This window comes from Rhizobium sullae (genome assembly GCF_025200715.1).
In the GTDB taxonomy this organism is placed as follows: domain Bacteria; phylum Pseudomonadota; class Alphaproteobacteria; order Rhizobiales; family Rhizobiaceae; genus Rhizobium; species Rhizobium sullae.
In genome coordinates, this window is the sequence record NZ_CP104143.1 from 2,088,280 (window position 1) to 2,114,259 (window position 25,980).

Here is a 25,980-nt window from a genome sequence, read left to right on the forward strand (position 1 = left end):
TCACGCCTTGTCAGTTTAGGGTCCCACACCGCGAGGCTGTCAGAGACTGCATCTCGCAAGCATAGGCCGACTGGTCTTTCTGCATAAACACAACGAACTTGTTGCCGTTCGGAACGGCAGCCTTGATTTCATAGCCCCTGGACAACAACTCACCCATCGAGGCCTGGCCGCCCGGAGGCGGCGCATCCTGCGCGCCCAGCTTCTGGCCGAATCCCTGATTGTCCTGAGCAAGCGCTCCGGATGCCACAAGGAAAACGGCTGTTGAAAGCGCGGCAAGCTGCATCAGCGGTCCACCTCGCCGAACACGATGTCGAGCGAGCCGAGAATGGCGGCAACGTCAGCCAACTGGTGGCCGCGGCACATGAAATCCATCGCCTGGAGGTGGGCATAGCCCGGAGCCTTGATCTTGCAGCGATACGGCTTGTTGGAGCCGTCTGAAACAAGATAGACGCCGAATTCGCCCTTGGGCGCCTCGACGGCGGCGTAAACTTCGCCGGCTGGGACGTGGTAGCCTTCGGTATAGAGCTTGAAGTGGTGAATCAGCGCTTCCATCGAGCGCTTCATCTCGCCGCGCTTCGGCGGAACGACCTTGCCGTCGATCGAGGAGAACGGACCGGTCTTGGCATCGCCGAGCAGGCGGTTGACGCACTGCTTCATGATGCGGACCGATTCACGCATTTCGATCATTCGGATCAGATAGCGGTCATAACAGTCGCCGTTCTTGCCAATCGGAATGTCGAACTCTAGATCGGAATAGCACTCGTAAGGCTGCGCGCGGCGCAAGTCCCAGGCTGCACCCGAGCCGCGGACCATGACGCCTGAGAAGCCCCAGGCCCAGGCATCCTCCAGCGAGACGACGCCGATATCGACGTTGCGCTGCTTGAAGATACGGTTGCCGGTGAGCAGGTCGTCGATGTCGTCCAGCGCCTTCAGGAACGGATCGCACCAGTCGCCGATATCCTGAACGAGCTTTTCCGGCAAGTCCTGATGGACGCCGCCCGGGCGGAAGTAAGCCGCATGCATGCGCGAACCAGAAGCGCGCTCATAGAACACCATCAGCTTTTCGCGCTCTTCGAAGCCCCAGAGTGGCGGCGTCAAGGCACCGACGTCCATTGCCTGCGTCGTGACGTTCAAGAGATGCGACAGGATACGGCCGATTTCCGAATAGAGCACGCGGATCAGCTGACCGCGGATCGGTATCTCGATGCCGATCAGTTTCTCGACGGCTAGAGCGAAGGCGTGCTCCTGGTTCATCGGCGCCACGTAGTCGAGGCGGTCGAAGTAGGGAACGGCCTGCAGATAGGTCTTCGTCTCGATCAGCTTCTCAGTACCGCGATGCAGCAGGCCGATGTGCGGATCGACCCGCTCCACAATTTCGCCGTCAAGCTCCAGAACAAGACGAAGAACGCCGTGCGCCGCCGGATGCTGCGGTCCGAAATTGATGTTGAAGTTGCGGACGTTATGTTCGGTCATTTGCAACGCGCTCCGCGCCTGTAGGGATCAGCCCGTAGCCAGTAGGCGATAGGGCTTTGATTAACTCTTGCGATCATTCCGTTCATCCTGCAAAGCGTGGATCAGCGACTTCAGCATTTTGCCGATTTCCTCACCCAATCGCGATCTCCAGCTTAGCTGTAGAAACAAGTCCGACGCGCGAGGAAAGTATCAAATGCGTTTCCAACTCCTTCAGGGACCCTTGCCTATCTCTACTGCTTCGCCTTCTCATCCCCCGGCAGCACGTAATCGGTGCCTTCCCAGGGCGACATGAAATCGAAGTTGCGGAATTCCTGCTTCAGTTCCACCGGTTCGTAAACGACGCGCTTTGCCGCATCGTCGTAGCGGACCTCCACGAAGCCGGTCGTCGGGAAGTCCTTGCGCAGCGGATGGCCTTCGAAACCGTAGTCGGTCAAGATGCGGCGGAGGTCCGGATGGCCCGTGAAGAGCACGCCGTACATGTCCCAGACCTCGCGCTCGAACCAGTCGGCGCCGGGATAGACGGAGCATGCGGACGGCACCGGCGTATCCTCGTCAGTCGCGACCTTCACGCGGATGCGTTGGTTCTGCTTCGGCGACAGAAAATGATAGACGACGTCGAAACGCAGCTCGCGCTGCGGCCAGTCGACGCCGCAGATGTCCGTCAGGTTGACGAAATCGCATCTGGCGTCGTCGCGCAGGAAGGTCAAAAGCGCGATCAGGTTTTCACCCGTCGTCGTCAGCGTAAGCTCGCCGTACTTCAGCTGCGAGGCGGCGATCAGGTTGCCACGCGCTTCCGAGAGATAGGACGAAAGCTCAGTGAGGGCTTCGCTCATAGTTCTTGTCCTCAACCCTTACCGTTCGATCGTGCCGGTGCGCCGGATCTTCTTCTGCAGCAGAAGCACGCCGTAAAGGAGCGCTTCGGCCGTGGGGGGACAGCCCGGCACATAGATGTCGATCGGTACGACGCGGTCGCAGCCGCGCACCACCGAGTAGGAATAGTGGTAGTAGCCGCCGCCGTTGGCGCAGGAGCCCATCGAGATGACGTAACGCGGCTCCGGCATCTGGTCGTAAACCTTGCGGAGCGCGGGCGCCATCTTGTTGGTCAGCGTGCCGGCGACAATCATCACGTCCGACTGACGCGGCGAGGCACGCGGCGCAAAACCGAAACGCTCGACATCGTAGCGCGGCATGGAGAGCTGCATCATCTCGACGGCGCAGCAGGCAAGACCGAAGGTCATCCACATCAGCGAGCCGGTACGAGCCCAGTTGATCAGTTCATCGGTCGAGGTGACGAGAAAACCCTTGTCGGCGAGCTCGTTGTTGATCTCGCCGAAGAACGCGTCGTTGCTGCCGATCGGCTTGCCGGTTGCGGGATCGATGATCCCCTTCGGCTGCGGCGCCACGAGCGTGTGGGCGCTTGCGGAGGTCACTGCCATTCCAGGGCTCCCTTCTTCCATTCATAGATAAAGCCGACGGTCAGCACAGCTAAGAAGACCATCATGGACCAGAAGCCGAACCAGCCGATAGCGCCGAACGAAACGGCCCAGGGGAAGAGGAAGGCAACTTCGAGGTCGAAGATGATGAAGAGAATCGACACGAGATAGAAGCGGATGTCGAACTTCATGCGGGCATCATCGAAGGCGTTGAAGCCGCATTCGTATGCGGAAAGCTTTTCCGAATCAGGCGCCTTGAAGGCCACGGCAAACGGCGCAATCAGAAGCGCCAGGCCGATAACGAGGGCAATGCCGATGAAGATAGCGATCGGAATATAGGAACTGAGCAGTTCAGTCATCATGTTCATCCCTGCTTGCCGGATGCGCCAGGCAGCGCAACGGGCAAATGCCCGGCAAGCGAACGTGCGTTGCAACAAGCCGTGGTTAGCGCAGCCGGAGCCAGGGCGCAAGACTTTTAGAAGGCCAATTCCGCCTGTGAGGATGCGACATTATCAAGCAGATGCAACGATGTCGCGACAAATACGCACAAGTTGCGAGAGGCTGCATGGCAGCCAACCAAAAACTGCATAGCTCGGAGAAAAGAATGGCGCGAGTGACGGGGCTCGAACCCGCGACCTCCGGCGTGACAGGCCGGCACTCTAACCGACTGAGCTACACCCGCGCATGGCGGAGGAAAGGCCGAAAACCTCGAAATGGCGCGAGTGACGGGGCTCGAACCCGCGACCTCCGGCGTGACAGGCCGGCACTCTAACCGACTGAGCTACACCCGCATTTCATTTCAAGCAATCCGGAGGCTTTCGCATCCTTGTCAAAGCGGACTGGCCGCTTCGATGAGCGGCTAACTAAGGGGTTAGCATTTGAGTGTCAAGCAGCTTTGGAGACAAAACCATGACAGTCCGGAAATTGTTTTCAAAGCGAACTCGGGCCGCCGCGCAGGAGCTTAGCATTGACAGGACTTCCGGTGCATTTTCCTGTTGTCTGAAGCCGCCTCACGCCTTTCCGGCATATTGCTCGTCGCTGACCTGCTCCATCCAGTCCGCAACGTTGCCGTTCAGCGATTCCTGGATGGCGATGTGTGTCATCGCTGTTTCCAGGGCGGCACCATGCCAGTGCTTCTCGCCGGGCGCGAACCAGACGGTGTCGCCCGGCCGGATTTCGCGAATTTCGTCGCCCCAGCTCTGCACGAGACCTTTGCCGGACGTGACGATCAGGGTTTGCCCCAGAGGATGCGTGTGCCATGCGGTACGCGCGCCCGGCTCGAATGTCACATGCACAACCCTCACGCGGGCCGGATCCGGCGCTTCGATCAGCGGATCAAGCCGCACGGTGCCGGCGAAATAGTCCGCCGAAGCCTTCGCCGATGGCCGGGAACCGGCCCTCTTGATTTCCATGGTGTTTGCCTCTTTTGTTTGATCCGGCGTGCTCATAGGTAAGTAGGTTATCGATCCGCTCATTTGAAGTGCAGCGAGACGCCCTATCTCCTCCCCCTGCGGGTGCTTGCCCGACCGCTGCCCGGCTGATAGTTGCCGCGCGAGCTTTTCAGCACGAATGGAGGATTCCCCGTGAAACAGCATTCTTTCGGCCGCATGCCGTTTTCAATCACCAATGTCGGGTTCGGCGCATGGCAGATCGGCGGTTCCTGGGGAGATGTCAGCGAGGCTGACGGCCGGGCAGCACTCAATGCCGCGCTCGACGCCGGCATGACCTTCATCGACACGGCCGACGTTTATGGCGACGGCCGGTCTGAGAAGATCGTCGCCGATGTTCTGAAGAGCCGTAGCGGCACGCGCCCGATGGTCGCCACCAAAGCGGGCCGAAGGCTGAATCCGCATGTCGCCGACGGCTATACGAAGGCCAATCTCGAAGGCTTCATCGACCGTAGTCTGAGGAACCTGCAGGTCGACAGCCTCGACCTTGTCCAGCTCCACTGCCCTCCGACGGAAGTTCTCTACCGGCCCGAAGTGTTCGAGGGTCTTAACGAGTTGCAGAAGGCCGGCAAGATCAAGGGCTACGGCGTCAGCGTTTCGACGGTGGAGGAAGGCCTGAAGGCGATCGAGTTTCCCGGCGTTGAAAGCATCCAGATCATCTACAACATGTTCCGTCAGCGTCCCGATCGTCTGTTCTTCCAGGAAGCCCGCCGCAGGAACGTCGCGGTGATCGCCCGCGTCCCGCTCGCAAGCGGCCTGCTTTCCGGCAAGATCACCCGCAACACCAAGTTCGCCAGCGACGACCACCGCAATTTCAACCGCCACGGCGAGGCCTTCGATGTCGGTGAAACCTTCGCAGGCGTTCCCTTCGAGGTCGGCCTGCAGGCGGTCGAGGAAGTGCGCAAGCTGGTGCCGCAGGGCGCCACCATGGCCGCCTTCGCGCTTCGCTGGATCCTGATGAACGACGCCGTCACCGTGGCCATCCCCGGCGCACGCAACGCCGAACAGGCAAGGGCCAACGCTGCGGCTGCCGATCTCGCGCCGCTCTCCCACGATGCCATGGAGGCGATCCGCGAGATCTACGAGCGGTTGATCGCCCCGCATGTGCATCAGCGCTGGTAAGTGTATCCTTTCGGAAACAGAAATGGCCGGGATTTGACCCCGGCAATTTCGGTTCGATCCGGAGACCTTAGTTCGTGCCGACCAGATCGACCGGGAAGAACAACGTTTCGCCCGAAGAATCGCTGACGCCGTCGTTATCGGTGACGGCATAAGCCTTGCCGCCGGCGTCGAAGGTGAAGCCTTCGATCTTGTCGAGCACGTAGCCGTTGGTGGCGGTCTTCAGCTCGTTCAGGAAGTCGTAGGCTTCGGTCTTCTTGACGGCCGGAAGCTCGCCGCCGAGCTCGGCGGGCTTGAGATCGGTGATCGCCACCTTGTAGAGCTTCTTCAGCTTTGCGGCATCGCCGACGAGGTTGTCGCGCTCGATGATGTAGACATTGTCGCCATGAGCGGAGATTTCCGAAAGACCGACCCAGCCGTTTTCGGACTTGTCGAGCGGGTAGCGCACGGCGCCCCATTCCTTGCTCTTCGGATTGTAGGACACGAGCTTCACGAAGCCCTTCTCGTCGTCCTTCCATTCGCGCTGAATGGCCATCCAGAGCGTTGCATCATCGCCGGAGCCGATGATCGTCACACCTTCGAAACCGTAGCGGATTTCGTTGGCAGTCAGTTCCTTCGGCAGCGCGACCTCGGCCTTGATCTCGCCCTTCGGATTGACGTGGTAGAGCGCGTGCGGCAGCAGCTTATCGCTGTTGCCTTCTGACGCGAGCCAGAACCAGCCCTTCTCGTCGACGGCGATGCCCTCGATGTCGAGCTTCTGGGCGGCAGCACCGTCACGCTTGACCGTCAGCGTTTCGGTGATGACGGCGGGCCTTTGCGTCGCATCGATCGTGTAGATCGTCGGCTGCATGCCGAGCACGCTGTCGCTGACCGCAAAGAGCTTACCGGGCTTTTCCGGAACGGCCGCAAGGCCCGAAAGGGCGGCAAAGCCGACCGGATTGCTATCCTTCTCGGCCGCGACGATCTGCGGATAGGCCTTCTCGCCTTCGGAAAGCTCGTAGATCATGACATGCGAGCGCGGGCCGCCATCCTCGCCGAGATCAACTTCGTTGGCTGTCGCAAAGAGGTTGCGCGAGGGAATGGCTACGGCGCCTTCCGGCGAAACGCCCGAGGGAAGGATCTGCGAGAGTTCCGGATCGGCACCGGTATCCTTGTACACGCCGACAACTGAAGCGCGCTCGGCAAGCACGAAGAAATACTGCTGGCCGCCGAAGGTCGCGGCTTCCAGGCCTTCCGGCTCGACGCCCTTCGACCCTGAGCGGCCATCCGGATAGTGGCCGAGATCGGCAACGGCACGCTCGAAGGAGCTGCCGGATTCGTAGAGAACCCTGCCGGTCTTGTCGAAGATCGTGAAGCCGCGCGAGCCGCCTTCATAATCGCCTTCGTTGGCGACGATGAGACGGTTGCCGTCCAGCCACTTCACGGCGTCGGGTTCGCGCAGCACGCCCTTCAGCTCGCCAGCAAACTTCAGCGCGCCGTCCCTCTTCGTGTCGATACCGGCAAGGTCCGTGCTGCCGGCGGAGAAATGTGTCTTCACCTGAGCGGTCTTGGCGTCGATGATGACGATCTCGTTGTTTTCCTGCAGCGTCAGGGCGATCTCGTCCTGGCTGTTGAAGGAAACGAATTCGGGCTCCGGGTCCTCGGGGGCGACGGCGGAGAGGCCGGTCAGCGCAATGTGCTTGATCGTACCGCAATCGACCGTACCGTCTTTGACCTGGAAGATCACGAGATCGCCTGCCGGCATCTGCGGGATCTTGCCGTCGTTGACGTCTTCGTCACGCTCGTTTTCGATGGCGATCGTGCCGAGCGTCTTGTCCTTGTTGAGCGCGATCGAATCCGGCTGGCCGCCGAGATCGCAGGTGTTCTCGATCTTCTTGGTGGCAACGTCGACGATTACGAGACGGCCGGAGGGCTTCTGCTTGCTCTCGCCGGTGTTGACGGCGACGAGCGCCTTGCCGGCTGCCGACGTAACGGAGGTCGGTTCTCCGTCCATCATCAGCGCCCCGCCGGCCTTCGGGGCCTTGGCATCAGTGATGTCGACGAAGCCTATCGCGCCGAGCGGGCTGTCGCTGTAAATCAGAGTCTTGCCATCATCGGTGGCGGTGATGATTTCGGCGGAGGTTGTGGAAAGCTTGTCCTTGCCGGCGGGCAGGTTTGCGGCAACCGGGAAGGACGCGATACGATTGAAAACAGGCTCCGCAGCAGCCGGAAAAGCAACGGATGCGAGAAGAGCGGCAGCCAGCGCTGCCTTGCGCGATGAAATGGTCATGAAATCCCCACGTGTCGAATATTCGAAACGTGGGATTTTTGCGGCACGGCGATGACAGACGCATGACAGGTAGTGCGTTTTGCACTGCCTTGTCTATGTTGCCGTTCGCTCGCGGCTGAGTTCGTTGCGCATGATAAAAAGCGAGGCGCAGAGGATCAGTGCGGCGCCGAGCCATAGATAACCTGTGGGCGCATAACCGAAGACGAGCCAGCCCGCAAAGACGTTCAGCGGCAGCTTGAGGTCGTCGAAAGGCTGCACATAGGCAGCGTCGGCCACCGCATAGGCAAGTGTGAGAAAATACTGCGCGAGCACGGTCAGCAGGCCGGCAAACATGAAGAGCCCAACCGTGATATCCATCGGCACCTCGAAGCCAGCCGCCAAGGCAAGCCCGCCATTGATGGGCGTCAGCAGCACCAGCAGCCAGGCCGTTATGGTTTCGGGCCGCTCGATTCCCGTGAGGTTCTTCGTGATCAGCGAGGCTGCGCCCCAAAGCAGCGCCGAAAGCACCGGCAGCAGGGCCGCCCAGGTGAAACTGTCCGACCAGGGCTGCAAGATGATCATCGCGCCCGCAAAGCCGGCGGCCGTTGCCGCCCAGCGCGCCGGGCCGACGCGTTCCCCGAGGAAGAGACGCGCACCGAGGATGATGAAGAACGGCGAGGTCATCACCAGCGCGATCGCCTGCCAGATCGGCACGGAGGCGAGACCAGAGACCCAGGCTTCGACGCCGAGGGCGGCAAAAGCGACGCGCACGATATGGCGCCAGGGATAATTGGTGCGCATCGCCGAGAAGCCGACGCGATAAAGGAACGGCAGCGAGAAGACGAGCGCGAAGGCATATTGCCAAAAGGCGGCGGAAGCGGCCGGGAAGGCAAGCGTCATCGTCAACGATTGCGTGACGACATTGAGGATCGAGAAGGCCACGCCGGCGAGCACCATCCAGGCGGCACCCGCCATGGCACGCGACCTGGAAATGCTGAGGGAAGTCTGATTCATGTCATTCATCCAGAACAAAAGGACCAACACAAATCAGGACGCATGAGCGCAACAACACCGCCGGCAGTTCCCTGCCCTTCGTGCCTGCGATCATTCTCTTTCATCCGGACTGTAACCGTCGGCTCCGGCATCGCACCGGATCTGCTGACCCTTCCGCACTGAGCAAGGAAGGCGCTCGCGGGCTCGGGCAGAGACCCTTACCGCCGGTGGGGACTTTCACCCCGCCCTGAGAACAGAAAAGCCGTAAGTGAAACTTGAGAGCCCTGCAAGATCCTGCAGAAAATCGAAAAGGGTCCGGCTTTCGCCGAACCCTTCCAAACCTGGACTGCCGGTCTCGTTATCCGGCGGCCAAGCAAATCTCATTAGCCGTTGACAGCGTCCTTCAGGCCCTTGCCGGGCGTGAATTTCGGCACGTTGCGAGCCGGAATATTGACTTCAGCGCCCGTGGACGGGTTGCGGCCCTTGGTGGCAGCGCGATGAGAAACGGTGAAGCTGCCGAAGCCGGCGAGACGAATGTCGCCCTTATTCTTCAGTTCACCCTGGACAACGTCGAAAACAGCGTCGACAGCAGAAGCAGCGTCAGCCTTGGTGAGGCCAGCCTTTTCGGCAACTGCGGACACGAGTTCATTCTTGTTCATGTTTCCACCCCTTTCAATGGTTCGAAACGACTCAATCTGTAAGCCAGGCACAGAATAGGTTTCATCAGGCCCGCCGCAACCCAAAAGCCCTGCAAATCAAGGAAAAGCAAGCGGCTCTGTGACGTTTTCACAAAAAAGGCTGGCGTTTTAAGCCAGCCTTTTCCGAGTTTTGCAGCATTTTGACATAAATGTGGCAGACAGCGCTCAATGAGCGATGGCTGCACCTGTCTCATCGAGGCCCTCGACCGTCGCGATGACCGGTGTTTCAACCGTTCCATCCCATTCGATCGGCTCGGGCCTGCGAACCAGCGCATGCTTGATCACCTCGCCCATGCGGGATACCGGGATGATCTCCATGTTGTTCTTCACGTTGTCCGGAATCTCCGCCAGATCCTTGGCGTTTTCTTCCGGGATCAGCACCTTCTTGATGCCGCCGCGAAGCGCCGCGAGCAGCTTTTCCTTCAGACCGCCGATCGGCAGAACGCGGCCGCGAAGGGTGATCTCGCCGGTCATGGCGACATCCTTGTTGACCGGAATGCCGGTCATGATCGAGACGATCGCGGTCGCCATGGCGACACCCGCCGACGGACCATCCTTCGGAGTGGCACCTTCCGGCACGTGCACGTGGATGTCGCTCTTGTCGAAGCGCGGCGGCTCGATGCCGAAATCGACGGCGCGCGAGCGGACATAGGATGCCGCCGCCGAAATCGATTCCTTCATGACTTCCTTCAGGTTGCCGGTGACCGTCATGCGACCCTTGCCCGGCATCATCACGCCTTCGATCGTCAGCAGCTCGCCGCCGACTTCCGTCCAGGCAAGACCGGTGACGACGCCGACCTGATCCTCGCGCTCGGCCTCACCATGGCGGAAGCGAGGAACACCCAGATAGTCATCGATGTTTTCGGCTGTGACGTGAACGGACTTCGCCTTGCCCTTGATGATCTCGGTTACCGCCTTGCGGGCGAGCTTCATCAGCTCGCGTTCGAAGTTACGGACACCGGCCTCGCGGGTGTACTGCTGGCTGATCGCCATCAGGGCGCCGTCGCTGACCGAAAACTCTTCTGGCTGCAGCGCATGCTCCTTAATGGCCTTCGGCAGCAGGTGCCGCTTGGCAATCTCGCGCTTTTCGTCTTCGGTATAGCCGGCGATACGGATGATCTCCATGCGGTCCATCAGGGGCGCAGGAATGTTCAGCGTATTCGCCGTCGTGATGAACATCACGTCCGACAGGTCGTATTCGACTTCCAGGTAGTGATCCATGAAGGTCATGTTCTGGGCCGGGTCGAGCACTTCAAGTAGGGCCGAGGACGGGTCGCCGCGGAAATCCATGCCCATCTTGTCGATCTCGTCGAGCAGAAAGAGCGGGTTGGACTTCTTCGCCTTCTTCATCGACTGGATGACCTTGCCGGGCATCGAGCCGATGTAGGTGCGGCGGTGACCGCGGATTTCGGCTTCGTCGCGCACGCCGCCGAGCGCCATGCGGACATACTCACGGCCGGTCGCCTTGGCGATCGACTGGGCGAGCGAGGTCTTGCCGACGCCCGGAGGACCGACGAGGCACAGGATCGGGCCCTTGAGCTTAGTCGCACGCGCCTGCACGGCGAGATACTCGACGATCCGCTCCTTGACTTTGTCCAGGCCGAAGTGATCGGCCTCGAGGATCTGTTCAGCATGGTTGAGGTCAGACTTGATCTTCGACTTCTTGCCCCACGGAATGCCAAGCAGCCAGTCGAGATAGTTGCGGACGACCGTCGCCTCAGCAGACATCGGGCTCATCTGACGCAGCTTCTTCAGCTCCGCGTCGGCCTTTTCACGGGCTTCCTTGGAAAGCTTGGTCTTGGAGATGCGCTCTTCCAGTTCGGCCATCTCGTCGCGACCCTCTTCGCCGTCGCCGAGCTCCTTCTGGATCGCCTTCATCTGTTCGTTCAGGTAGTATTCGCGCTGGGTCTTTTCCATCTGGCGCTTGACGCGCGAGCGGATGCGCTTTTCGACCTGCAGGACCGAAATCTCGCCTTCCATGAAGCCGAGCGCCTTTTCCAGGCGGGCCTTGACGCTGGTGGTTTCCAGCATCTCCTGCTTCTCGGTGATCTTGATCGACAGGTGCGAGGCGACCGTATCGGCGAGCTTGGAATAATCGTCGATCTGGCTGGCTGCACCCACCACTTCAGGCGAAATCTTCTTGTTGAGCTTCACATAGCTTTCGAACTCCGAAACGACGGAGCGCGAGAGCGCTTCCAGTTCGACCGCATCGTCATGTGGTTCTTCAAGCACATGGCCGAGCGCTTCGTAGAAATCGTCGCGGCTGGTATAGGCATCGATCTCGGCACGGGCGCGGCCTTCGACAAGAACCTTTACGGTGCCGTCAGGTAGCTTCAGGAGTTGCAGAACATTGGCAACCGTGCCGACATTATGAATTGCGGAAGGATCCGGATCATCATCGCTGGCGTTGATCTGGGTGACGAGCATGATCTGCTTGTCGGAACCCATGACCTCTTCAAGCGCACGGATCGACTTTTCCCGTCCGACGAACAGTGGCACGATCATATGGGGGAAGACCACGATGTCGCGCAGGGGCAAAACAGGATAGGCAGTGCTGTTCGCTACAGACGTTTTCTTCGTCATTTTTATTTCCTTTCCATCGTCCCGTTTCCGGGCTCTCTGGCGCGGCCATGCGACCGGCCGGCACTCTCACTTGGGGCTACAAGTGGAGGTTCTGACTAAGCATTTCAAGCCACGCTAACGCCCGCGTTCCCCGGTTGTGACAGCTTTATTACAATAGAACGCAGGTACAATGAAGCGCATAACTGGATCGGTGCTTACCGCTTCCGAACCGCCTAAAGCACAAGGCCGGAAAACCCGCTATGGAATCATTCCATCATCGCCAAGGACGGCACATTCCGCAACGTCAGCAACAGCGTTTTCCCAGTCTTGCCAGCCATTATTAACAGGACCGTGCACGATTTTTCAAATAGAAAGGGGCCTGCCTTCGGCAAGCCCCTAAATCTAACCATACGAGGACCGGCATCAGGCCGAGGCGTTTGCCTTTTCCTCCTGACGGTCCGCATAAATGTAAAGCGGACGGGCAGAGCCGCGCACGACCTCCTCGGAGATGACAACCTCGCGGACACCTTCGAGCGTCGGCAATTCGAACATCGTGTCGAGCAGGATCTTTTCCATGATCGAACGGAGGCCACGGGCGCCGGTCTTGCGGATGATCGCCTTGCGGGCGATTTCGCGAAGCGCGTCTTCGTGGAAGTTCAATTCCACGTCCTCCATCTCGAACAGGCGCTGATACTGCTTGATGAGCGCGTTCTTCGGCTCGGACAGTATCTGGATCAGAGCATCCTCATCGAGGTCTTCGAGCGTTGCGAGAACCGGCAGACGGCCGATGAATTCCGGGATGAGGCCGAACTTGACCAGATCTTCCGGCTCGAGTTCGCGCAGCACTTCGCCGACGCGCCGGTCATCCGGGGCCTTGACGGACGCGCCGAAGCCGATCGAGGTCTTTTCGCCGCGGGCAGAGATGATCTTGTCGAGGCCTGCGAAGGCGCCGCCGCAGATGAACAGTATGTTCGTCGTGTCGACCTGCAGGAATTCCTGCTGGGGATGCTTGCGGCCGCCCTGCGGCGGTACGGAAGCGACCGTGCCTTCCATAATCTTCAGAAGCGCCTGCTGCACGCCTTCGCCTGACACGTCGCGGGTGATCGACGGGTTGTCGGACTTGCGGGAGATTTTGTCGACTTCGTCGATGTAGACGATGCCGCGCTGTGCGCGCTCGACATTGTAGTCCGCAGATTGCAGAAGCTTCAGGATGATGTTTTCGACGTCTTCGCCGACATAGCCGGCTTCCGTCAGCGTCGTTGCATCGGCCATCGTGAAGGGAACGTCGATGATGCGGGCGAGCGTCTGGGCGAGATAGGTCTTGCCGCAGCCGGTCGGGCCGACCAACATGATGTTCGACTTCGCCAGCTCGACTTCGCTGTTCTTGGTGGCGTGCGCCAGGCGCTTGTAATGGTTGTGGACAGCAACCGACAGGATCTTCTTCGCCTGCCGCTGACCGATGACGTATTCATCGAGAACCTTGATGATGTCCTGCGGCGTGGGAACGCCGTCGCGGGACTTGACCATCGAGGATTTGTTTTCCTCGCGGATAATGTCCATGCAAAGCTCGACGCATTCATCGCAGATGAAGACGGTCGGTCCCGCAATCAGTTTCCGGACTTCGTGCTGGCTCTTTCCGCAGAACGAACAATACAGGGTATTCTTGGAGTCGCCGCCGTTGCTGCCGCTGACCTTGCTCATATCACTTTCCTTCCAGCACGCCGCATTTCAAGGTGAAATTGCGGTCCACTCAATGGCCCGCCGGCCTGCTCCCACCGGAGCATCAGCCGGCCAAGGCTTTAAGGGGTAAGAACCGGTACCCAACCAATCATGCCCGGGTTCCGGCGGCAACGAACTCCCCTTCGAATGCCGAATGCTATGTCATAAAAAATCAAACATAGCATTAATAGTTACTATTAGCGCCTTCGCTACCGCATTAAACCCCTTGTTCAATCACAAATGGGATAGAACTGTGGCGGCAAAAACACCATCCCTATTAATTACTAGGCCGTCTCGCCTTCGATTTCGATGCGCGAGGTCAGAACCTTGTCGATCACGCCCCAGATCTGAGCCTCGTCGGCATCCATGAAGTGGTCGCGGTCGAGGGTCCTTTCGACTTCCTCGTAGGTGCGGCCCGTATGCTTCACGTAGACCTCGTTCAGGCGGCGCTTCATCTTCAGGATGTCCTTGGCATGGCGTTCGATGTCGGACGCCTGGCCCTGAAAGCCGCCGGAGGGCTGGTGAACCATGATACGGGCGTTCGGCGTCGCAAAGCGCATGTCCTTGTGGCCGGCCGCCAGAAGCAGTGAACCCATCGAAGCGGCTTGGCCGATGCAAAGCGTCGAAACCGCCGGCTTGATGAACTGCATCGTGTCATAGATGGCCATGCCGGCACTCACGACGCCGCCCGGCGAATTGATGTAGAGCGCGATTTCCTTCTTCGGGTTTTCGGCCTCGAGGAAGAGAAGCTGGGCGCAAACGAGCGTTGCCATCTGGTCCTCGACAGTACCCGTCAGGAAGATGATGCGTTCCTTCAGCAGGCGCGAAAAGATGTCGTAGGAGCGTTCACCGCGATTGGTCTGTTCCACGACCATCGGCACGAGGGCCATAGCGGTATCGACTGGGTTTCTCATGTGCGTCCTTTGTCAAGGTCTTGCCGGCGGCAGCCGGGAATCAAAGAAAATGTATCATCCCTACATAGAGTGTCACTGCCCTCCTCTTCAAGGCACGCATAAGGATAACGTTAAAGAAACGGCCCGAAGGCAGAATGCACTTCATAACAGCCCTATTCCCCGCCCGCCGCAGGAGTGCGAGAGGCCGGCAAGCGCCCTCACAGCTTTTCTCAGCGACAGGATGAAGGAATTCTAAACACATTCGCATCGACCTTCGGGCGTTTACCTTGCGGAAAGCCTAATGGCGAATATAGGGCAGCGGAGGCCCCGGAATTAATGGGCTGTCGAACTTCGGCAGTGAGAATGCCTGCATCTAAGGGGTGTTGCCGTGTTTAATGTCGCTACAGGATTATCGATCTGGTGTTCGGAAGCCATGACGCTTGCTTTGTTGCTGTTCATGGCCTGGCGCCATAACGTCCGCAGCAAGGCCTATCTTTATTGGGGCCTCGGATTCTTCCTGAGCGGTACCGGTTTCGCCATGATCGCGCTGCGCGGCCAAATCCCCGATATCCTGTCGATCGAGGCTGGCAACGCGACTGCGTTGCTTGGACAGAGCGCCTGGGTTGCGGGTTTCATGGCGCTCGACCGCCGGAAGATCGAATGGTGGGCGCTGCTGCCGCCTGCCGTGTGGCTTGCCGGCGTCTACCTGCCATGGGTCAACGACGATTACGGCAACCGTGTCATCCTCTACAATCTTGCCTCAGCGACCGGGGCCACCGGCCTTGCCACGGCCGTCTGCAGCGCCGGCATACGCCGGGAGCCGACACGCGGTAAGCTTGCCGCCGTCTTCGTCATCCAGGCATGTCTATGCTTTGCTATTGCTTTTACGATGGCCGTGACCTTGCCGAGCGACGTGGAAGCAACCAATTACAGCGGCGCAGCCGCCATGGCGAGCGCCTTCCTGCTGACCATCGCGTTCGCATTCACCTGCCGCTTGATTATGGAACGTTCGGAAAGGCATTTGCGCGCCTTGAGCCTCACGGATTCGCTCACCGGCGTCTGGAACCGCCGCGGCCTCTTCGCCCAATTCGACGCCTTTCGTCAGCGAGCCTTCGATGACAAGCGTCAGATCGCCGTTCTGCTTTTCGATCTCGATCATTTCAAACGCGTCAACGACCGTTTCGGCCACCAGGCAGGCGACGCCGTTCTTTCCGCTTTCGCGAGGACCGCGCGCCAGTTCGTTCCGAACAACGTCTTCGGCCGCATGGGCGGCGAGGAATTCGCGGCCTTCACGATCGTTGCCGACCAGACGGAAGCAGAAGCGCTTGCTGAATCGATCCGCGCCGAATTCTGCCGCGTGCCGGTCGCAACCGGCGAGGCGATCGTTCCGGCCACCGTCAGCATCGGCATTGCGCTCAGCTCTGCGGCCGAAGCCAATATGGACAGGCTGATTTCCGCAGCCGACCGCGCGCTCTACGCGGCAAAGGGCGCGGGCCGGAACTGCAGCGTCGTTTTCGGCGCGGAAGAGACTGCCGCCCCCGCGCCGGCGGAAATGGACAAGAACGCCGGCGAGCTGGTCCCGACGGTCGATGACCAGGTCGACGCGCTTCGCAGGATGGGCTCGCTGTCGCGCGCCGTCTGACCTTCCGATCGGTCTTTTCGGGGCCGGGCAAATCCGCTAAGCCTCGGAACATGATGATAGCGCCTTTTTTCTCGATCGATCCAGCCACCCGCCGCGTGTCCCTCGACAGCGGCAATCGGACTTTCTACGGCAATCCGAACGCCGTCTATGCGGCGCTGCACAGCCATTGTCCGACCTTCTATTGGGAACAGCAGAAGCAGTGGTTCTTCACCGGCTACGACCATGTGAACGGGTTGCTACGCGACCGGCGCTTCGGCCGCCAGATTCTGCACATCGCGACACGCGAAGAGCTTGGCCTTGCCGAGCCAGAAGAGCATCTGGCGAATTTCGATCTCGCCGAGCGCTACTCGTTGCTCGAACTCGAGCCGCCGGAGCACACGCGCCTGCGCACCCTGGTCAACCGCGCCTTCGTCTCGCGGCATGTCGAGAAGATGAAGCCGGAGCTTGCCGAACTCGCGAATAGGCTCATAGACGGCTTCGAGGACAAGCGCGAGGTCGAATTGCTTTCCGCCTTCGCCGACGTCATCCCGGTCACGATGATCGCCCGGATGATCGGCATTCCGGAAGACATGGGACCGCAGCTTCTTGCTTGGTCGCATGCCTATATCCGTATGTACCTTTTCGGCCGCACGCGCGAGGACGAGGTCGGCGCCGAGGGAGCGGCAAGAGAATTTTCCGATTACGTGAAGACGGTGATCGCCGAGCGCCGCGCCAACCCGCGCGACGATCTGCTGACGCATATGATCCACACCGAGCACAAGGGCCAGTATCTGACCGATGAAGAGCTGGTCTCGACGACGATCGTGCTCCTCAATGCCGGCCACGAAGCGACCGTGCACCAGATCGGCAATTCGGTACGGGTCATCCTGGAAAGCGGCTGCGATCCCGCCGAACTGTTCAAGGACGAAGCGGCGACGGAGCGGACGGTCGAGGAAACGCTGCGCATCTGCGCGCCGGTCCATATCTTCCAGCGCTGGGCCCTGGAGCCCGTCGAGATCGACGGCGTCTCCTTCAAGCGGGGCGACAAGGTGAGCCTGATCCTTGCCGCCGCCAATCTCGACCCGGCTAAATTCACCGATCCTTTGAGCTTCAAGCCCGACCGCAACGAGGCGCCGAACCTCTCCTTCGGGGCCGGCATCCATTTCTGCATCGGCGCGCCGCTGGCACGGCTCGAACTCAACGTCGTCCTGCCGATTCTCTTCGCGCGCCTGCCGGGGCTCAGAATGGCGAAGACACCGGCTGTGAAGGACGTCTACCACTTCCATGGACTGGACCGGCTGGACCTCGACTGGTGACGATTGTCCTCCAGAACTTCACCGATGCGGCACCCGGTTCGTGATCGCTGCGATTTCGCTCATGTTGGAAATTTCGCGCAGAAGCTTCCGGAAGATCGCCGATGAATATTGTTCGGGAGCTGCAACCGGCTCCGCAAAGGCGCCCGGGCCGCCGATCACCTCGCGGCGGAAATAGGCCAGCAGGCTTTCGGGCGATATGGCTTCCTCGTCAACACCCTGTAATCCGCCATATACAACGGGCAAGGCATTGATGGTGATGCCGCCGGCAAGCACGCCGCCGCGGACGGGCGCGACATCGCGCCCCTTGTTGTTGACGCCGTCGCCGGAGATGTTGATGAGCGAGCGCGTCGCCTTATAGCCGCTGGAGCGGATCAGATAATCGGCATAGGAAAGCATGCCGCTGATCGATGTGCCCCGGTGTATCTTTGCCGGTGAATTCACCTCAAGCTTCAGCGAAAACAGCCAGGAATCCATCTCATTCGTGATGATGGTCCATGGAATGACCAGCCTTCGCTGCTCGCCGCCCCATTCGACATAAGTGACGGCGATCCGGCCATTCCTACCTGCTGTGATCGCTTCGATGATTTCCGGGCGCCGGAACGCTTCGACGAAGCCCCGCTGCTGCAGCGCTTTTTCCTCCGCATCCATTGATGTCGATACGTCAGCTGCGATCACGAGCTGCATATCCACACGCTCACCGGCCTCGGCGGCGGCGCACATAGCAACGGAAAGCAAAAGGCCGGGAATCAATTTCGCGGCGATACGGCGTTTTCCTTTGCATGCTTCCTCCCGCAGAGGCATGTCGCTCTCCTAAAACGTGTTGATTGAATGCCTGAAGAAAGAAGCATGGACGAAAACGCCAGGCGCGAAGATCGGGCCGGACGATGTTCAATATTGGAAAGCGACCCAACAATAAATTAGTCAAATGTAATATAACGACCGACGCGATTTGCCATCAGCCAATTTCAGTAATACTTTGGAAGTAACTCGCTTTGGTAGAAACGCGCCGCAACATTGCTTCAGGAAGCCGCTTCGAGCGAGGTTGAGATTTGTGTCGAACGATGGGAAGCGGCGCATTGGCGCGAGGGGAATCGGCAGCGCTGCGCGATGCGATACCGCATCGCTTCGCCAGACTCTGCAAAGAAGTTAGCCGCCGGCCCTGAAAAGGACTGACCGAAGCTCTGCGCTCTAAACCCGGATCACATAGTCTTTACGAGTGGTTTCAACAACTTCCCAGATTCCCTTGAAGCCTGGCTTCAGGATCATCCGGTCGCCTGCTTTCAGATGCACCGGCTCACCGCCGTCCTCGGTCACGATCGAATGGCCGGAGAGCACGCTGAAATATTCCCACTCGTCATAGGAAATCCGCCACTTGCCGGGCGTCGCCTCCCAGACGCCCGCATAGAGGCCGCCTTCGGCCTCCTCCAGATTCCAGGTGCGAAATTGCGGGTCGCCGGAAATGATACGGTCCGCATCCAGCGCGCCAAATTCGGGTTCGGTGCCGTCTATGCCGAGGATGATGTGGTTTGCCATGGAACCCTCACACCTTCGAAAGCGACTGTTCGAGGTCGGCGATGATATCCTTGACGTCCTCAATGCCGATCGAGAGGCGGACGACATCGGGGCCGGCTCCGGCGGCGGTCTTCTGTTCGTCGGTCAGCTGGCGATGGGTCGTGGAGGCCGGGTGTATCACCAAAGAGCGCGTGTCGCCGATATTTGCGAGGTGGGAGAAGAGTTCCAGCCCTTCCACCAGGGCCTTGCCCGCGTCGTAGCCGCCCTTGACGCCGAAGGTGAAGACGGAGCCGGCGCCCTTCGGCGAATAGCGGCTCTGCAGGGTATGGTTCGGATCGTCTTCGAGCCCGGCATAATTCACCCAGGCAATCTTGCTATGCGCCTTCAGCCATTTGGCGACAGCAAGCGCATTGTCGCTGTGGCGCTGCATCCTGAGCGGCAGCGTTTCGATGCCGGTGAGGATCAGGAACGCATTGAAGGGCGAGATAGCTGGACCGAGATCGCGCAGGCCGAGCACGCGGGCGGCGATCGCGAAGGCGAAATTGCCGAAGGTCGAATGCAGCACCATGCCGTTATACTCCGGGCGCGGAGTGGACAGCATCGGATAGTTGCCGGACTTCGACCAATCGAAGGTGCCGCCGTCGACGATGATGCCGCCCATGGAATTGCCATGACCGCCGAGGAACTTCGTCAGCGAATGCACGATGATATCGGCGCCATGCTCGATCGGCCGGATGAGGTAAGGCGTCGCCATCGTATTGTCGACGATCAGCGGTAGGCCGCGTCTGTGCGCCACCTCGGCGATCGCGGAGATATCGACGAAGGTGCCGCCCGGATTGGCAAGGCTCTCGATGAAGATCGCCCGCGTCTTCTCGTCGATTTGGCTTTCGAAGCTTGCCGGATCGGCGGAATCGGCCCAGCGCACCTGCCAGCCGAAATTCTCGAAGGCATTGCCGAACTGATTGATCGAGCCGCCGTAAAGCTGCCTTGCCGCGACGAAATTCTCGCCCGGCCGCATGATCGTATGAAAGACGATGACCTGCGCGGCATGACCGGACGCCACGGCAAGCGCTGCGGTGCCGCCCTCAAGGGCCGCCACGCGCTCCTCCAATACCGCCTGCGTCGGGTTCATGATGCGCGTATAGATATTGCCGAAGGCCTGGAGGCCGAAGAGCGAAGCGGCGTGATCGGAATCGTTGAAGATGAAGGCTGTCGTCTGGTAGATAGGCGTCGCCCGCGCCCCCGTCGCAGGGTCGGGCTGCGCACCGGCATGGATTGCCAGCGTATTGAAACCCGGATCGTTCTTCGCCATGTCGTCCTCCCGTCGCTATCGATGGCGGGAGCATAGACTACGATCCGCAAAAGTTAACCGCTTTGCGTTTCAGCCATCGGACGTTCCCCGAAAAATCCATGCACTCATGCGGCAAGGCGCGGGATTTCGATTGCGGGGCAGCGGTCCATCACGACCTTTATACTGGCCGCTTCTGCCTTCGCCGCGGCAGCATCGTCGCGCACGCCAAGCTGCGACCAGATTACCTTCGGCCTCCATATAAGCGTCAGAGCCTCATCCACCACGCCCTGGAGATATTCGGAGGCGCGAAACACATCGACCATATCGACCGGCACTGGGATATCGGCGAGCCGGGCGTAGACGAGCTGGCCCTGGATCTGCTTGCCTGCCTGCCCGGGATTTACGGGAATGACATTGTAGCCGCGCGACAGGAGATAGCCCATCACGCCGTTGCTCGGCCGTGCCGGATTGGGCGACGCGCCGGTCAGCGCAATCGTCTTCACGGAGTTCAGAATTCCGGCAATGTAATCATCAGGATAACGGTCGTGGTTCATCGGCTTTCCTCCAGCCGCCACTATCTGCAGAAAGTTGAAACCGGCGGCTTTTTTCGGGCGTATATATACGCGCTCAGGATCCAAGGAGGAACAACCCATGAAAAAACTTGCTCTCGCCGCAGCACTTGTCCTTGCGGCCGCGCCGGCACTGGCGATCTCCCGCTACAATCCGCTTTCCATGACCTGCCAGAGCGCGCGTGCCACCATCCACAATCAGGGCGCCGTCATCTTCCGCTGGACCTCGCCGCGCGGCCTGCCGCTTTACGATCGTTACGTCCGCAACAGCCGCTACTGCGATGCCAACGAATACGCGGAGTGGAAGAACATACCGACAAGAGACGACCGATCCTGCCCGGTTCTCAATTGCCAGAGCATCGACAACCTGGACGGGATGTTCTTTGTGCCGGACAATTACTTGTAATCCTCCGCAGCGATGCGAAAACGATTTCGTAAAGGCCGGAACCAATCAGCAGCCGACTTTTGGCTGTTCGAAATGATTCGAATTACTACTTGGGTTTGCATCAAAATGGATATAGCAAAATTATAGAACAATCTCCTTATTACAGAAGTATAAATCGAAGGAGGACTAAGCGGAGAAATATTATCATCTATTAAGCTTCTTTCGTCTTCCTTTTGTTCCTTTTTCGTTCGCATATCTATTAGAAACATCTCATAGTTGAATAAGTATGACTAAAATAAACGCATGTCGAGCGCACGCTTTACGGGCCGATTTTGCAATGCTTTAACCGCGGAATTTGAATGTCACAATTCCCATTTCTGAACAGAAGGCCAGCCGCTGGTTGCAAAATACGCCCCGCAAGATTGATTTCTACGTGAACGCGGCTCATACCGTGTTCCCTCCAGATTGCCTCCCGTTTCTCCATTCCGGTCCGCATCGTGTCCCTCGACGTCATTCTGCTCGTTCTCTTCGGCGCATTTTTGCACGCAACATGGAACGCGATCATCAAGGCCGGAACCAACAAGTCGCTGGACGCGGCGCTGGTTTCGGCCGGCGGGGCCGTCGCGGCGATGCCGTTCCTAGCCTTCCTGCCATTGCCGCAGCCTGCGGCCTGGCCTTTCATCGGCGCATCGGCGATCCTGCAATTTGCGTATTTTCAGCTGGTCGCGGCCGCTTACCGCGCAGGCGATATCGGCCTCGTCTATCCGCTGATGCGCGGTTGCGCGCCGCTCCTAATCACCGCCACAAGCGGTTTCGTACTGAACGAGAGCCTTTCGGGCGGCGCTCTTATCGGCACGATGACGATCTGCGCCGGCATTCTGACGCTTGCCTTCGAGGCGCGGCACGGCAGCCGGCATGCCATCATGCTCGCGCTCGTCAACGCCTGCGTCATCGCCAGCTATACCTATGTCGACGGCATTGGCGCGCGCATTTCCGGCAATGCTATTTCCTATACGCTGTGGATGGCGCTGCTGCCGCCGGTGCTGCTTTTCGCCTGGGCGATCGGCCGGCACGGGCTCTTCACCGTTGCCGTTCACGTCCGCTACAACTGGTGGCGCGGTCTCCTCGGCGGCTCAGGCTCGATTGCCTCCTACGGGTTCGCCCTCTGGGCCATGACAAAGGCGCCTGTCGCCACCGTCGCCGCGCTGCGGGAAACGTCGATCCTTTTCGCACTCATCATTTCCGTCGTAGTGCTGAAGGAAAAGGCGAGCGTCTGGCGCTACATCGCCGGTGCGGTCATCGCTCTCGGCGGACTGATCCTGAAGCTGGGGTAAGGCCTACGCAGCAGATTGAGCTGGATCCTCTTCCGAAATCCGCTCGCCGTTTTCACGCTCCGCAACGGCAACAGATTGCAGATTGAGCCAAAACTGCGGATCGCTTTAACGGCCGAGGTGAAGCGGGGCTGACGGCACGCTTCTCGTTGAGAATTTCCGAAATACGGCCACGGATGCGGACGAACGTCGAACATTGCCTTCCTGCTACTCGCCCGTCCATTCCGGCATCCGCTTTGCAAGGAACGCGCCGATGCCTTCCTCCGCGTCCGCGGTCAGCATGTTGTCGACCATCACCTGGGCCGCATAGCTGTAGGCTTCTTCCACAGGCATATCGAGTTGGCGGTAGAAGGCCTCCTTGCCGATCTTCAGCGTCAGCGGCGATTTCGAGGCGATGACGGACGCGTATTTCGTCACGACCTGCGTCAGGTACTGCCTGGGCACGATGCGGTTGACGAGGCCGAAATCCTTGGCGGTCGAGGCATCGATCGTCTCGCCGGTCAGCAGCATTTCCATCGCCTGCTTGCGGTGCGCGGCGCGCGTAACGGCGACCATGGGCGTCGAGCAGAAGAGCCCGATATTGACACCCGGCGTACAGAAGGTCGCATTGTCGGTGCAGATCGCCAGATCGCAGGAGGCCACGAGCTGGCAGCCTGCTGCCGTTGCCAGGCCTTCGATCTCCACGATCACCGGCTTCGGCAGGCGGATGATTTCCAGCATCAGATCGGCAGCGAGTGCAAATGTCTCCTCGAAGAAGGCCACCCCGTCGTCCGGATCGGCGCGATGGGCCGTCAGTTCTTTGAGATCGTGGCCGGCCGAGAAGACGTTGCCGGTCGATGCGATGACCACGACGCGGACAGCCGTGTCCTTTGCGGCGTTTTGCAGTTCGCCCATCAACGTTTCCATGACAGCGATCGAAAGCGCGTGGGCCGGCGGATTGTTGAATGTCAGCCGCAATATGCCGTCGCTGAACTGGCGAAGGACGAGTGCACCCTCACCCGCTTTGCTTGGATCCTTCCTGAAGGATACGACTTCGGCCATGCTCTAACTCCTCACATTGCGATTTCGTGCTAACAGTTCTGGCACAAGCTACCGGCAATTTCGAGGAGAAGCGATGCAACCGGTGATGACGATCGCGGAGCTCCGCCAATTTCTGGAAACCGACTTCCCGCAAATCCATACAGACGGCCGCGTCTTCACGGTGACGGACATTACGCCCGGCAGCGTCTCGATGCAGCTCGATCCATCCGACCGGCACCTGCGCCCCGGCGGCACCGTGTCCGGCCCTGCCCTCTTCACGCTGGCGGACGTCACCGCCTACGCCGCGGTGCTCGCCCATGTCGGCCCCGTCGCGCTTGCCGTCACCACCAGCCTCAACATCAACTTCCTGCGCCTGCCGAAGCTGCAGCCGACGACCTGCACCTGCAAAATCCTCAAGCTCGGAAAGCGGCTCGCCGTCATCGAGGCGGCCATCTTTCAACAGAATCCGGCCGAATTGGTGGCCCATGCAACGGCAACTTATTCGATTCCGCCGCGATAAATTTACGGTAGCATATTACCACATAAGCAACACATTGATTTTGTTCCGTATTTTTTATAGTAGAGCGAATAGGTAATATTGACCGTTAAAGCCTTTCCCTCTATACACCGCGCCAGAAACGCAGCCTTTCCGGGCGGCTTTCTTTTTGGCGCGCCTTCGGGTGCGTCAAACCAAGCAACAAGAAACGCCCTTGGCCCTCGGGCTCAGGGATCCGAAAGAGAGAATTTACTATGGCAACCTTCTCCCAGAAGCCTGCAGAGGTGGAGAAGAAGTGGGTGATCATCGACGCCGAAGGGCTTGTCGTTGGCCGTCTCGCTTCCATCATCGCTATGCGTCTTCGCGGCAAGCACAAAGCTACTTTCACGCCTCACGTTGACGACGGCGACAACGTTATCGTCATCAACGCCGACAAGGTCGTTTTCACCGGCAAGAAGTATTCCGACAAAGTCTACTACTGGCATACCGGTTATGCCGGCGGCATCAAGGAGCGTAGCGCTCGCCAGATCATCGAAGGCCGCTTCCCGGAGCGCGTCCTTGAGAAGGCCGTTGAGCGCATGGTTCCGCGCGGCCCGCTCGGCCGCCGCCAGATGAAGAACCTCCGCGTCTACGCCGGTTCCAACCATCCCCATGAAGCCCAGCAGCCGGCCGTCCTCGACGTCGCCAAGCTGAACAAGAAGAATGTAAGGAGCGCCTAAGAATGGCTGACCTCTCCTCCCTGAAGGATCTCGGCACGTCGTCGGAAGCAGCTGCTCCCGTTCACGTCCGCAAGGTCGATTCGCTTGGCCGCTCCTATGCGACCGGCAAGCGTAAGGACGCCGTAGCCCGTGTTTGGCTAAAGCCCGGCTCAGGCAAAATCACCATCAACGGCAAGGACTTTTCGGCATACTTCGCCCGTCCAGTCCTTCAGATGATCCTGCGCCAGCCGATCGTCGCAGCTAGCCGCGACGGCCAGTTCGACATCGTTGCAACTGTTGCAGGCGGCGGTCTTTCCGGCCAGGCCGGTGCCGTTCGTCACGGTCTTTCCAAGGCACTCACCTACTTCGAGCCGGGCCTTCGCGGCGTGCTCAAGAAGGGTGGCTTCCTGACCCGCGACAGCCGCGTCGTCGAGCGTAAGAAGTACGGCAAGGCCAAGGCCCGCCGTTCGTTCCAGTTCTCGAAGCGCTAATCGCTTCGGCATACGGATTTTTGCGAAGGCCGGGTTTTCCCGGCCTTTTCTTTTTGCCACCCTCGCAACCGTCAGATCGGCAGCTCGGTCGTCGACTTCAGTTCGCGCAGGACGAAGCTCGAAACCACGTTGCGCACATGCGGATTGCGCATCAGGTAGCGTGTCATGAAGGCTTCGTAGGCCTCGACGTCGCGCGCCCTGATCTTCAGCATATAGTCGAACGTCCCCGACAGCGCGTAGCATTCCATGATCTCGGGCCGGTCGCGCACTGCGGCGGCAAAGGCTTCGATCGCCTCCTCGTGGTGATCCTCCAACGTCACATGGGCGATGATGCAGAGCTTGAGATCAAGCTTGGCCGGATCGAGAAGCGCCACGCGCTTGCGAATGACGCCTTCCGTCTCGAGTTCCTGCATTTTGCGCCAGGCAGTGCTTTGCGACATGCCGGCCTTTTCGGCGAGTTCGGCAAGCGACAGACCGCTGCCGGCCTGCACAAGCTGCAGGAGTTTGCGGGCCGCTTTCACGTTTTCTTTCATTTTTTCCCCTCTCCGCGGATTATTCTCCCATATTCCAACCATAATCCGGCAATGCTGAAATGTTTACCCGCATTTCCGGGATATAATGGTGGTGACATGACAGCCGGCGACTGAAATTGCCCCAACTCATT

Annotated in this window: 27 protein-coding genes, 2 tRNA genes and 1 riboswitch; of the genes, 8 read left to right on the forward strand and 21 right to left on the reverse strand. The window is 59.6% G+C overall.

Features of this window, described 5'->3' with window-relative positions; translation table 11 throughout:
• Positions 1-10: 10 nt before the first annotated feature.
• From N2599_RS10630 to N2599_RS10665, 8 genes are all read right to left on the reverse strand, one after another.
• The gene (locus N2599_RS10630) at positions 11-283 is read right to left on the reverse strand and encodes a hypothetical protein (protein WP_027508533.1); all 273 of its coding nucleotides are present in this window, start codon (positions 281-283) and stop codon (positions 11-13) included.
• Positions 283-1,473, reverse strand: coding sequence for an NADH-quinone oxidoreductase subunit D (locus tag N2599_RS10635; protein WP_027508532.1), 1,191 nt, complete (start codon positions 1,471-1,473; stop codon positions 283-285). Before N2599_RS10635 ends, N2599_RS10630 begins: the two co-directional genes overlap by 1 nt.
• Positions 1,474-1,703: 230 nt before the next feature.
• Positions 1,704-2,306 carry an NADH-quinone oxidoreductase subunit C gene (locus tag N2599_RS10640; protein WP_027508531.1) on the reverse strand — a complete coding sequence of 201 codons (603 nt, stop codon included), beginning with the start codon at positions 2,304-2,306 and terminating at the stop codon, positions 1,704-1,706.
• Positions 2,307-2,324: 18 nt separating this feature from the next.
• Positions 2,325-2,909, reverse strand: coding sequence for a NuoB/complex I 20 kDa subunit family protein (locus N2599_RS10645; protein WP_027508530.1), 585 nt, complete (start codon positions 2,907-2,909; stop codon positions 2,325-2,327).
• Positions 2,900-3,265 (reverse strand): NADH-quinone oxidoreductase subunit A, encoded by a 366-nt coding sequence (locus N2599_RS10650; RefSeq protein ID WP_027508529.1) that lies wholly within the window; start codon positions 3,263-3,265, stop codon positions 2,900-2,902. The genes N2599_RS10645 and N2599_RS10650 overlap by 10 nt, the downstream gene beginning before the upstream one ends.
• A gap of 246 nt (positions 3,266-3,511) precedes the next feature.
• Positions 3,512-3,588: transfer RNA gene (locus tag N2599_RS10655), tRNA-Asp, on the reverse strand.
• Positions 3,589-3,620: 32 nt separating this feature from the next.
• Positions 3,621-3,697, reverse strand: a tRNA-Asp gene (locus N2599_RS10660).
• Positions 3,698-3,916: 219 nt separating this feature from the next.
• Entirely contained in the window at positions 3,917-4,318 is a 402-nt protein-coding gene (locus N2599_RS10665; protein ID WP_027508528.1) for a (R)-mandelonitrile lyase, read from the reverse strand.
• A 171-nt stretch (positions 4,319-4,489) separates the two neighbouring features.
• Here N2599_RS10665 and N2599_RS10670 point away from each other — a divergent pair, with 171 nt between their 5' ends.
• Positions 4,490-5,476, forward strand: coding sequence for an aldo/keto reductase (locus N2599_RS10670; RefSeq protein ID WP_027508527.1), 987 nt, complete (start codon positions 4,490-4,492; stop codon positions 5,474-5,476).
• Between the two features lie 67 nt (positions 5,477-5,543).
• Here N2599_RS10670 and N2599_RS10675 read toward each other — a convergent pair whose 3' ends face one another.
• The 7 genes from N2599_RS10675 to N2599_RS10705 all read right to left on the reverse strand — a co-directional run bounded on the left by N2599_RS10675 (position 5,544) and on the right by N2599_RS10705 (position 14,607).
• On the reverse strand, positions 5,544-7,742 hold the full coding sequence (locus N2599_RS10675) for an esterase-like activity of phytase family protein (RefSeq protein WP_027508526.1): 2,199 nt from the start codon (positions 7,740-7,742) through the stop codon (positions 5,544-5,546).
• Between the two features lie 93 nt (positions 7,743-7,835).
• A complete protein-coding gene (locus tag N2599_RS10680; protein ID WP_027508525.1) occupies positions 7,836-8,735 on the reverse strand; it encodes a DMT family transporter in 900 nt (299 codons plus the stop codon).
• Positions 8,736-8,823: 88 nt separating this feature from the next.
• A riboswitch (FMN riboswitch) is annotated at positions 8,824-8,973 on the reverse strand.
• Between the two features lie 124 nt (positions 8,974-9,097).
• On the reverse strand, positions 9,098-9,373 hold the full coding sequence (gene hupB, locus N2599_RS10685; protein WP_027508524.1) for a DNA-binding protein HupB: 276 nt from the start codon (positions 9,371-9,373) through the stop codon (positions 9,098-9,100).
• Complete coding sequence (locus tag N2599_RS10690; protein ID WP_132561580.1) at positions 9,370-9,606, reverse strand: hypothetical protein; 237 nt, start codon at positions 9,604-9,606, stop codon at positions 9,370-9,372. Before N2599_RS10690 ends, hupB begins: the two co-directional genes overlap by 4 nt.
• Positions 9,578-11,995: an endopeptidase La gene (gene lon / locus N2599_RS10695; protein ID WP_027508523.1), complete on the reverse strand. Its 2,418-nt coding sequence runs from the start codon at positions 11,993-11,995 to the stop codon at positions 9,578-9,580. The genes N2599_RS10690 and lon overlap by 29 nt, the downstream gene beginning before the upstream one ends.
• Before the next feature lie 402 nt (positions 11,996-12,397).
• Entirely contained in the window at positions 12,398-13,675 is a 1,278-nt protein-coding gene (clpX, locus tag N2599_RS10700) for an ATP-dependent Clp protease ATP-binding subunit ClpX (protein WP_027508522.1), read from the reverse strand.
• Between the two features lie 302 nt (positions 13,676-13,977).
• Positions 13,978-14,607, reverse strand: coding sequence for an ATP-dependent Clp protease proteolytic subunit (locus N2599_RS10705; RefSeq protein WP_027508521.1), 630 nt, complete (start codon positions 14,605-14,607; stop codon positions 13,978-13,980).
• Positions 14,608-14,974: 367 nt separating this feature from the next.
• On the opposite strand from N2599_RS10705, the gene N2599_RS10710 reads away from it, so the two are divergent.
• Together N2599_RS10710 and N2599_RS10715 are read left to right on the forward strand one after the other, a co-directional pair.
• Positions 14,975-16,228, forward strand: a complete 1,254-nt coding sequence (locus tag N2599_RS10710; RefSeq protein WP_027508520.1) for a GGDEF domain-containing protein — start codon at positions 14,975-14,977, stop codon at positions 16,226-16,228.
• Positions 16,229-16,278: 50 nt separating this feature from the next.
• Positions 16,279-17,523 carry a cytochrome P450 gene (locus N2599_RS10715; RefSeq protein WP_027508519.1) on the forward strand — a complete coding sequence of 415 codons (1,245 nt, stop codon included), beginning with the start codon at positions 16,279-16,281 and terminating at the stop codon, positions 17,521-17,523.
• An 18-nt stretch (positions 17,524-17,541) separates the two neighbouring features.
• On the opposite strand, the gene N2599_RS10720 is transcribed toward N2599_RS10715, so the two are convergent.
• The 4 genes from N2599_RS10720 to N2599_RS10735 form a co-directional block, all read right to left on the reverse strand.
• Positions 17,542-18,324 carry a DUF1194 domain-containing protein gene (locus tag N2599_RS10720; RefSeq protein ID WP_051336463.1) on the reverse strand — a complete coding sequence of 261 codons (783 nt, stop codon included), beginning with the start codon at positions 18,322-18,324 and terminating at the stop codon, positions 17,542-17,544.
• A 387-nt stretch (positions 18,325-18,711) separates the two neighbouring features.
• Positions 18,712-19,056 (reverse strand): cupin domain-containing protein, encoded by a 345-nt coding sequence (locus N2599_RS10725; protein ID WP_027508518.1) that lies wholly within the window; start codon positions 19,054-19,056, stop codon positions 18,712-18,714.
• A gap of 7 nt (positions 19,057-19,063) precedes the next feature.
• The gene (locus tag N2599_RS10730) at positions 19,064-20,347 is read right to left on the reverse strand and encodes an O-acetylhomoserine aminocarboxypropyltransferase (protein WP_027508517.1); all 1,284 of its coding nucleotides are present in this window, start codon (positions 20,345-20,347) and stop codon (positions 19,064-19,066) included.
• A 104-nt stretch (positions 20,348-20,451) separates the two neighbouring features.
• On the reverse strand, positions 20,452-20,880 hold the full coding sequence (locus N2599_RS10735; protein ID WP_027508516.1) for a CoA-binding protein: 429 nt from the start codon (positions 20,878-20,880) through the stop codon (positions 20,452-20,454).
• 97 nt (positions 20,881-20,977) lie between these two features.
• Here N2599_RS10735 and N2599_RS10740 point away from each other — a divergent pair, with 97 nt between their 5' ends.
• Both N2599_RS10740 and N2599_RS10745 read left to right on the forward strand, forming a co-directional pair.
• Positions 20,978-21,301, forward strand: coding sequence for a hypothetical protein (locus N2599_RS10740; protein ID WP_027508515.1), 324 nt, complete (start codon positions 20,978-20,980; stop codon positions 21,299-21,301).
• Between the two features lie 476 nt (positions 21,302-21,777).
• Positions 21,778-22,614, forward strand: a complete 837-nt coding sequence (locus N2599_RS10745) for an EamA family transporter (RefSeq protein ID WP_027508514.1) — start codon at positions 21,778-21,780, stop codon at positions 22,612-22,614.
• Between the two features lie 204 nt (positions 22,615-22,818).
• Here N2599_RS10745 and N2599_RS10750 read toward each other — a convergent pair whose 3' ends face one another.
• Positions 22,819-23,652: an enoyl-CoA hydratase gene (locus tag N2599_RS10750; RefSeq protein ID WP_027508513.1), complete on the reverse strand. Its 834-nt coding sequence runs from the start codon at positions 23,650-23,652 to the stop codon at positions 22,819-22,821.
• Positions 23,653-23,725: 73 nt separating this feature from the next.
• On the opposite strand from N2599_RS10750, the gene N2599_RS10755 reads away from it, so the two are divergent.
• From N2599_RS10755 to rpsI, 3 genes are all read left to right on the forward strand, one after another.
• Positions 23,726-24,151 (forward strand): PaaI family thioesterase, encoded by a 426-nt coding sequence (locus N2599_RS10755; protein WP_027508512.1) that lies wholly within the window; start codon positions 23,726-23,728, stop codon positions 24,149-24,151.
• 230 nt (positions 24,152-24,381) lie between these two features.
• The gene (rplM, locus tag N2599_RS10760) at positions 24,382-24,846 is read left to right on the forward strand and encodes a 50S ribosomal protein L13 (RefSeq protein ID WP_027508511.1); all 465 of its coding nucleotides are present in this window, start codon (positions 24,382-24,384) and stop codon (positions 24,844-24,846) included.
• 2 nt (positions 24,847-24,848) lie between these two features.
• Positions 24,849-25,316 carry a 30S ribosomal protein S9 gene (gene rpsI / locus N2599_RS10765; protein ID WP_027508510.1) on the forward strand — a complete coding sequence of 156 codons (468 nt, stop codon included), beginning with the start codon at positions 24,849-24,851 and terminating at the stop codon, positions 25,314-25,316.
• Between the two features lie 71 nt (positions 25,317-25,387).
• Here the strand turns inward: rpsI and N2599_RS10770 are convergent, their stop codons facing one another.
• Positions 25,388-25,849, reverse strand: a complete 462-nt coding sequence (locus N2599_RS10770) for an Lrp/AsnC family transcriptional regulator (protein WP_027508509.1) — start codon at positions 25,847-25,849, stop codon at positions 25,388-25,390.
• Positions 25,850-25,980 lie beyond the last annotated feature (131 nt).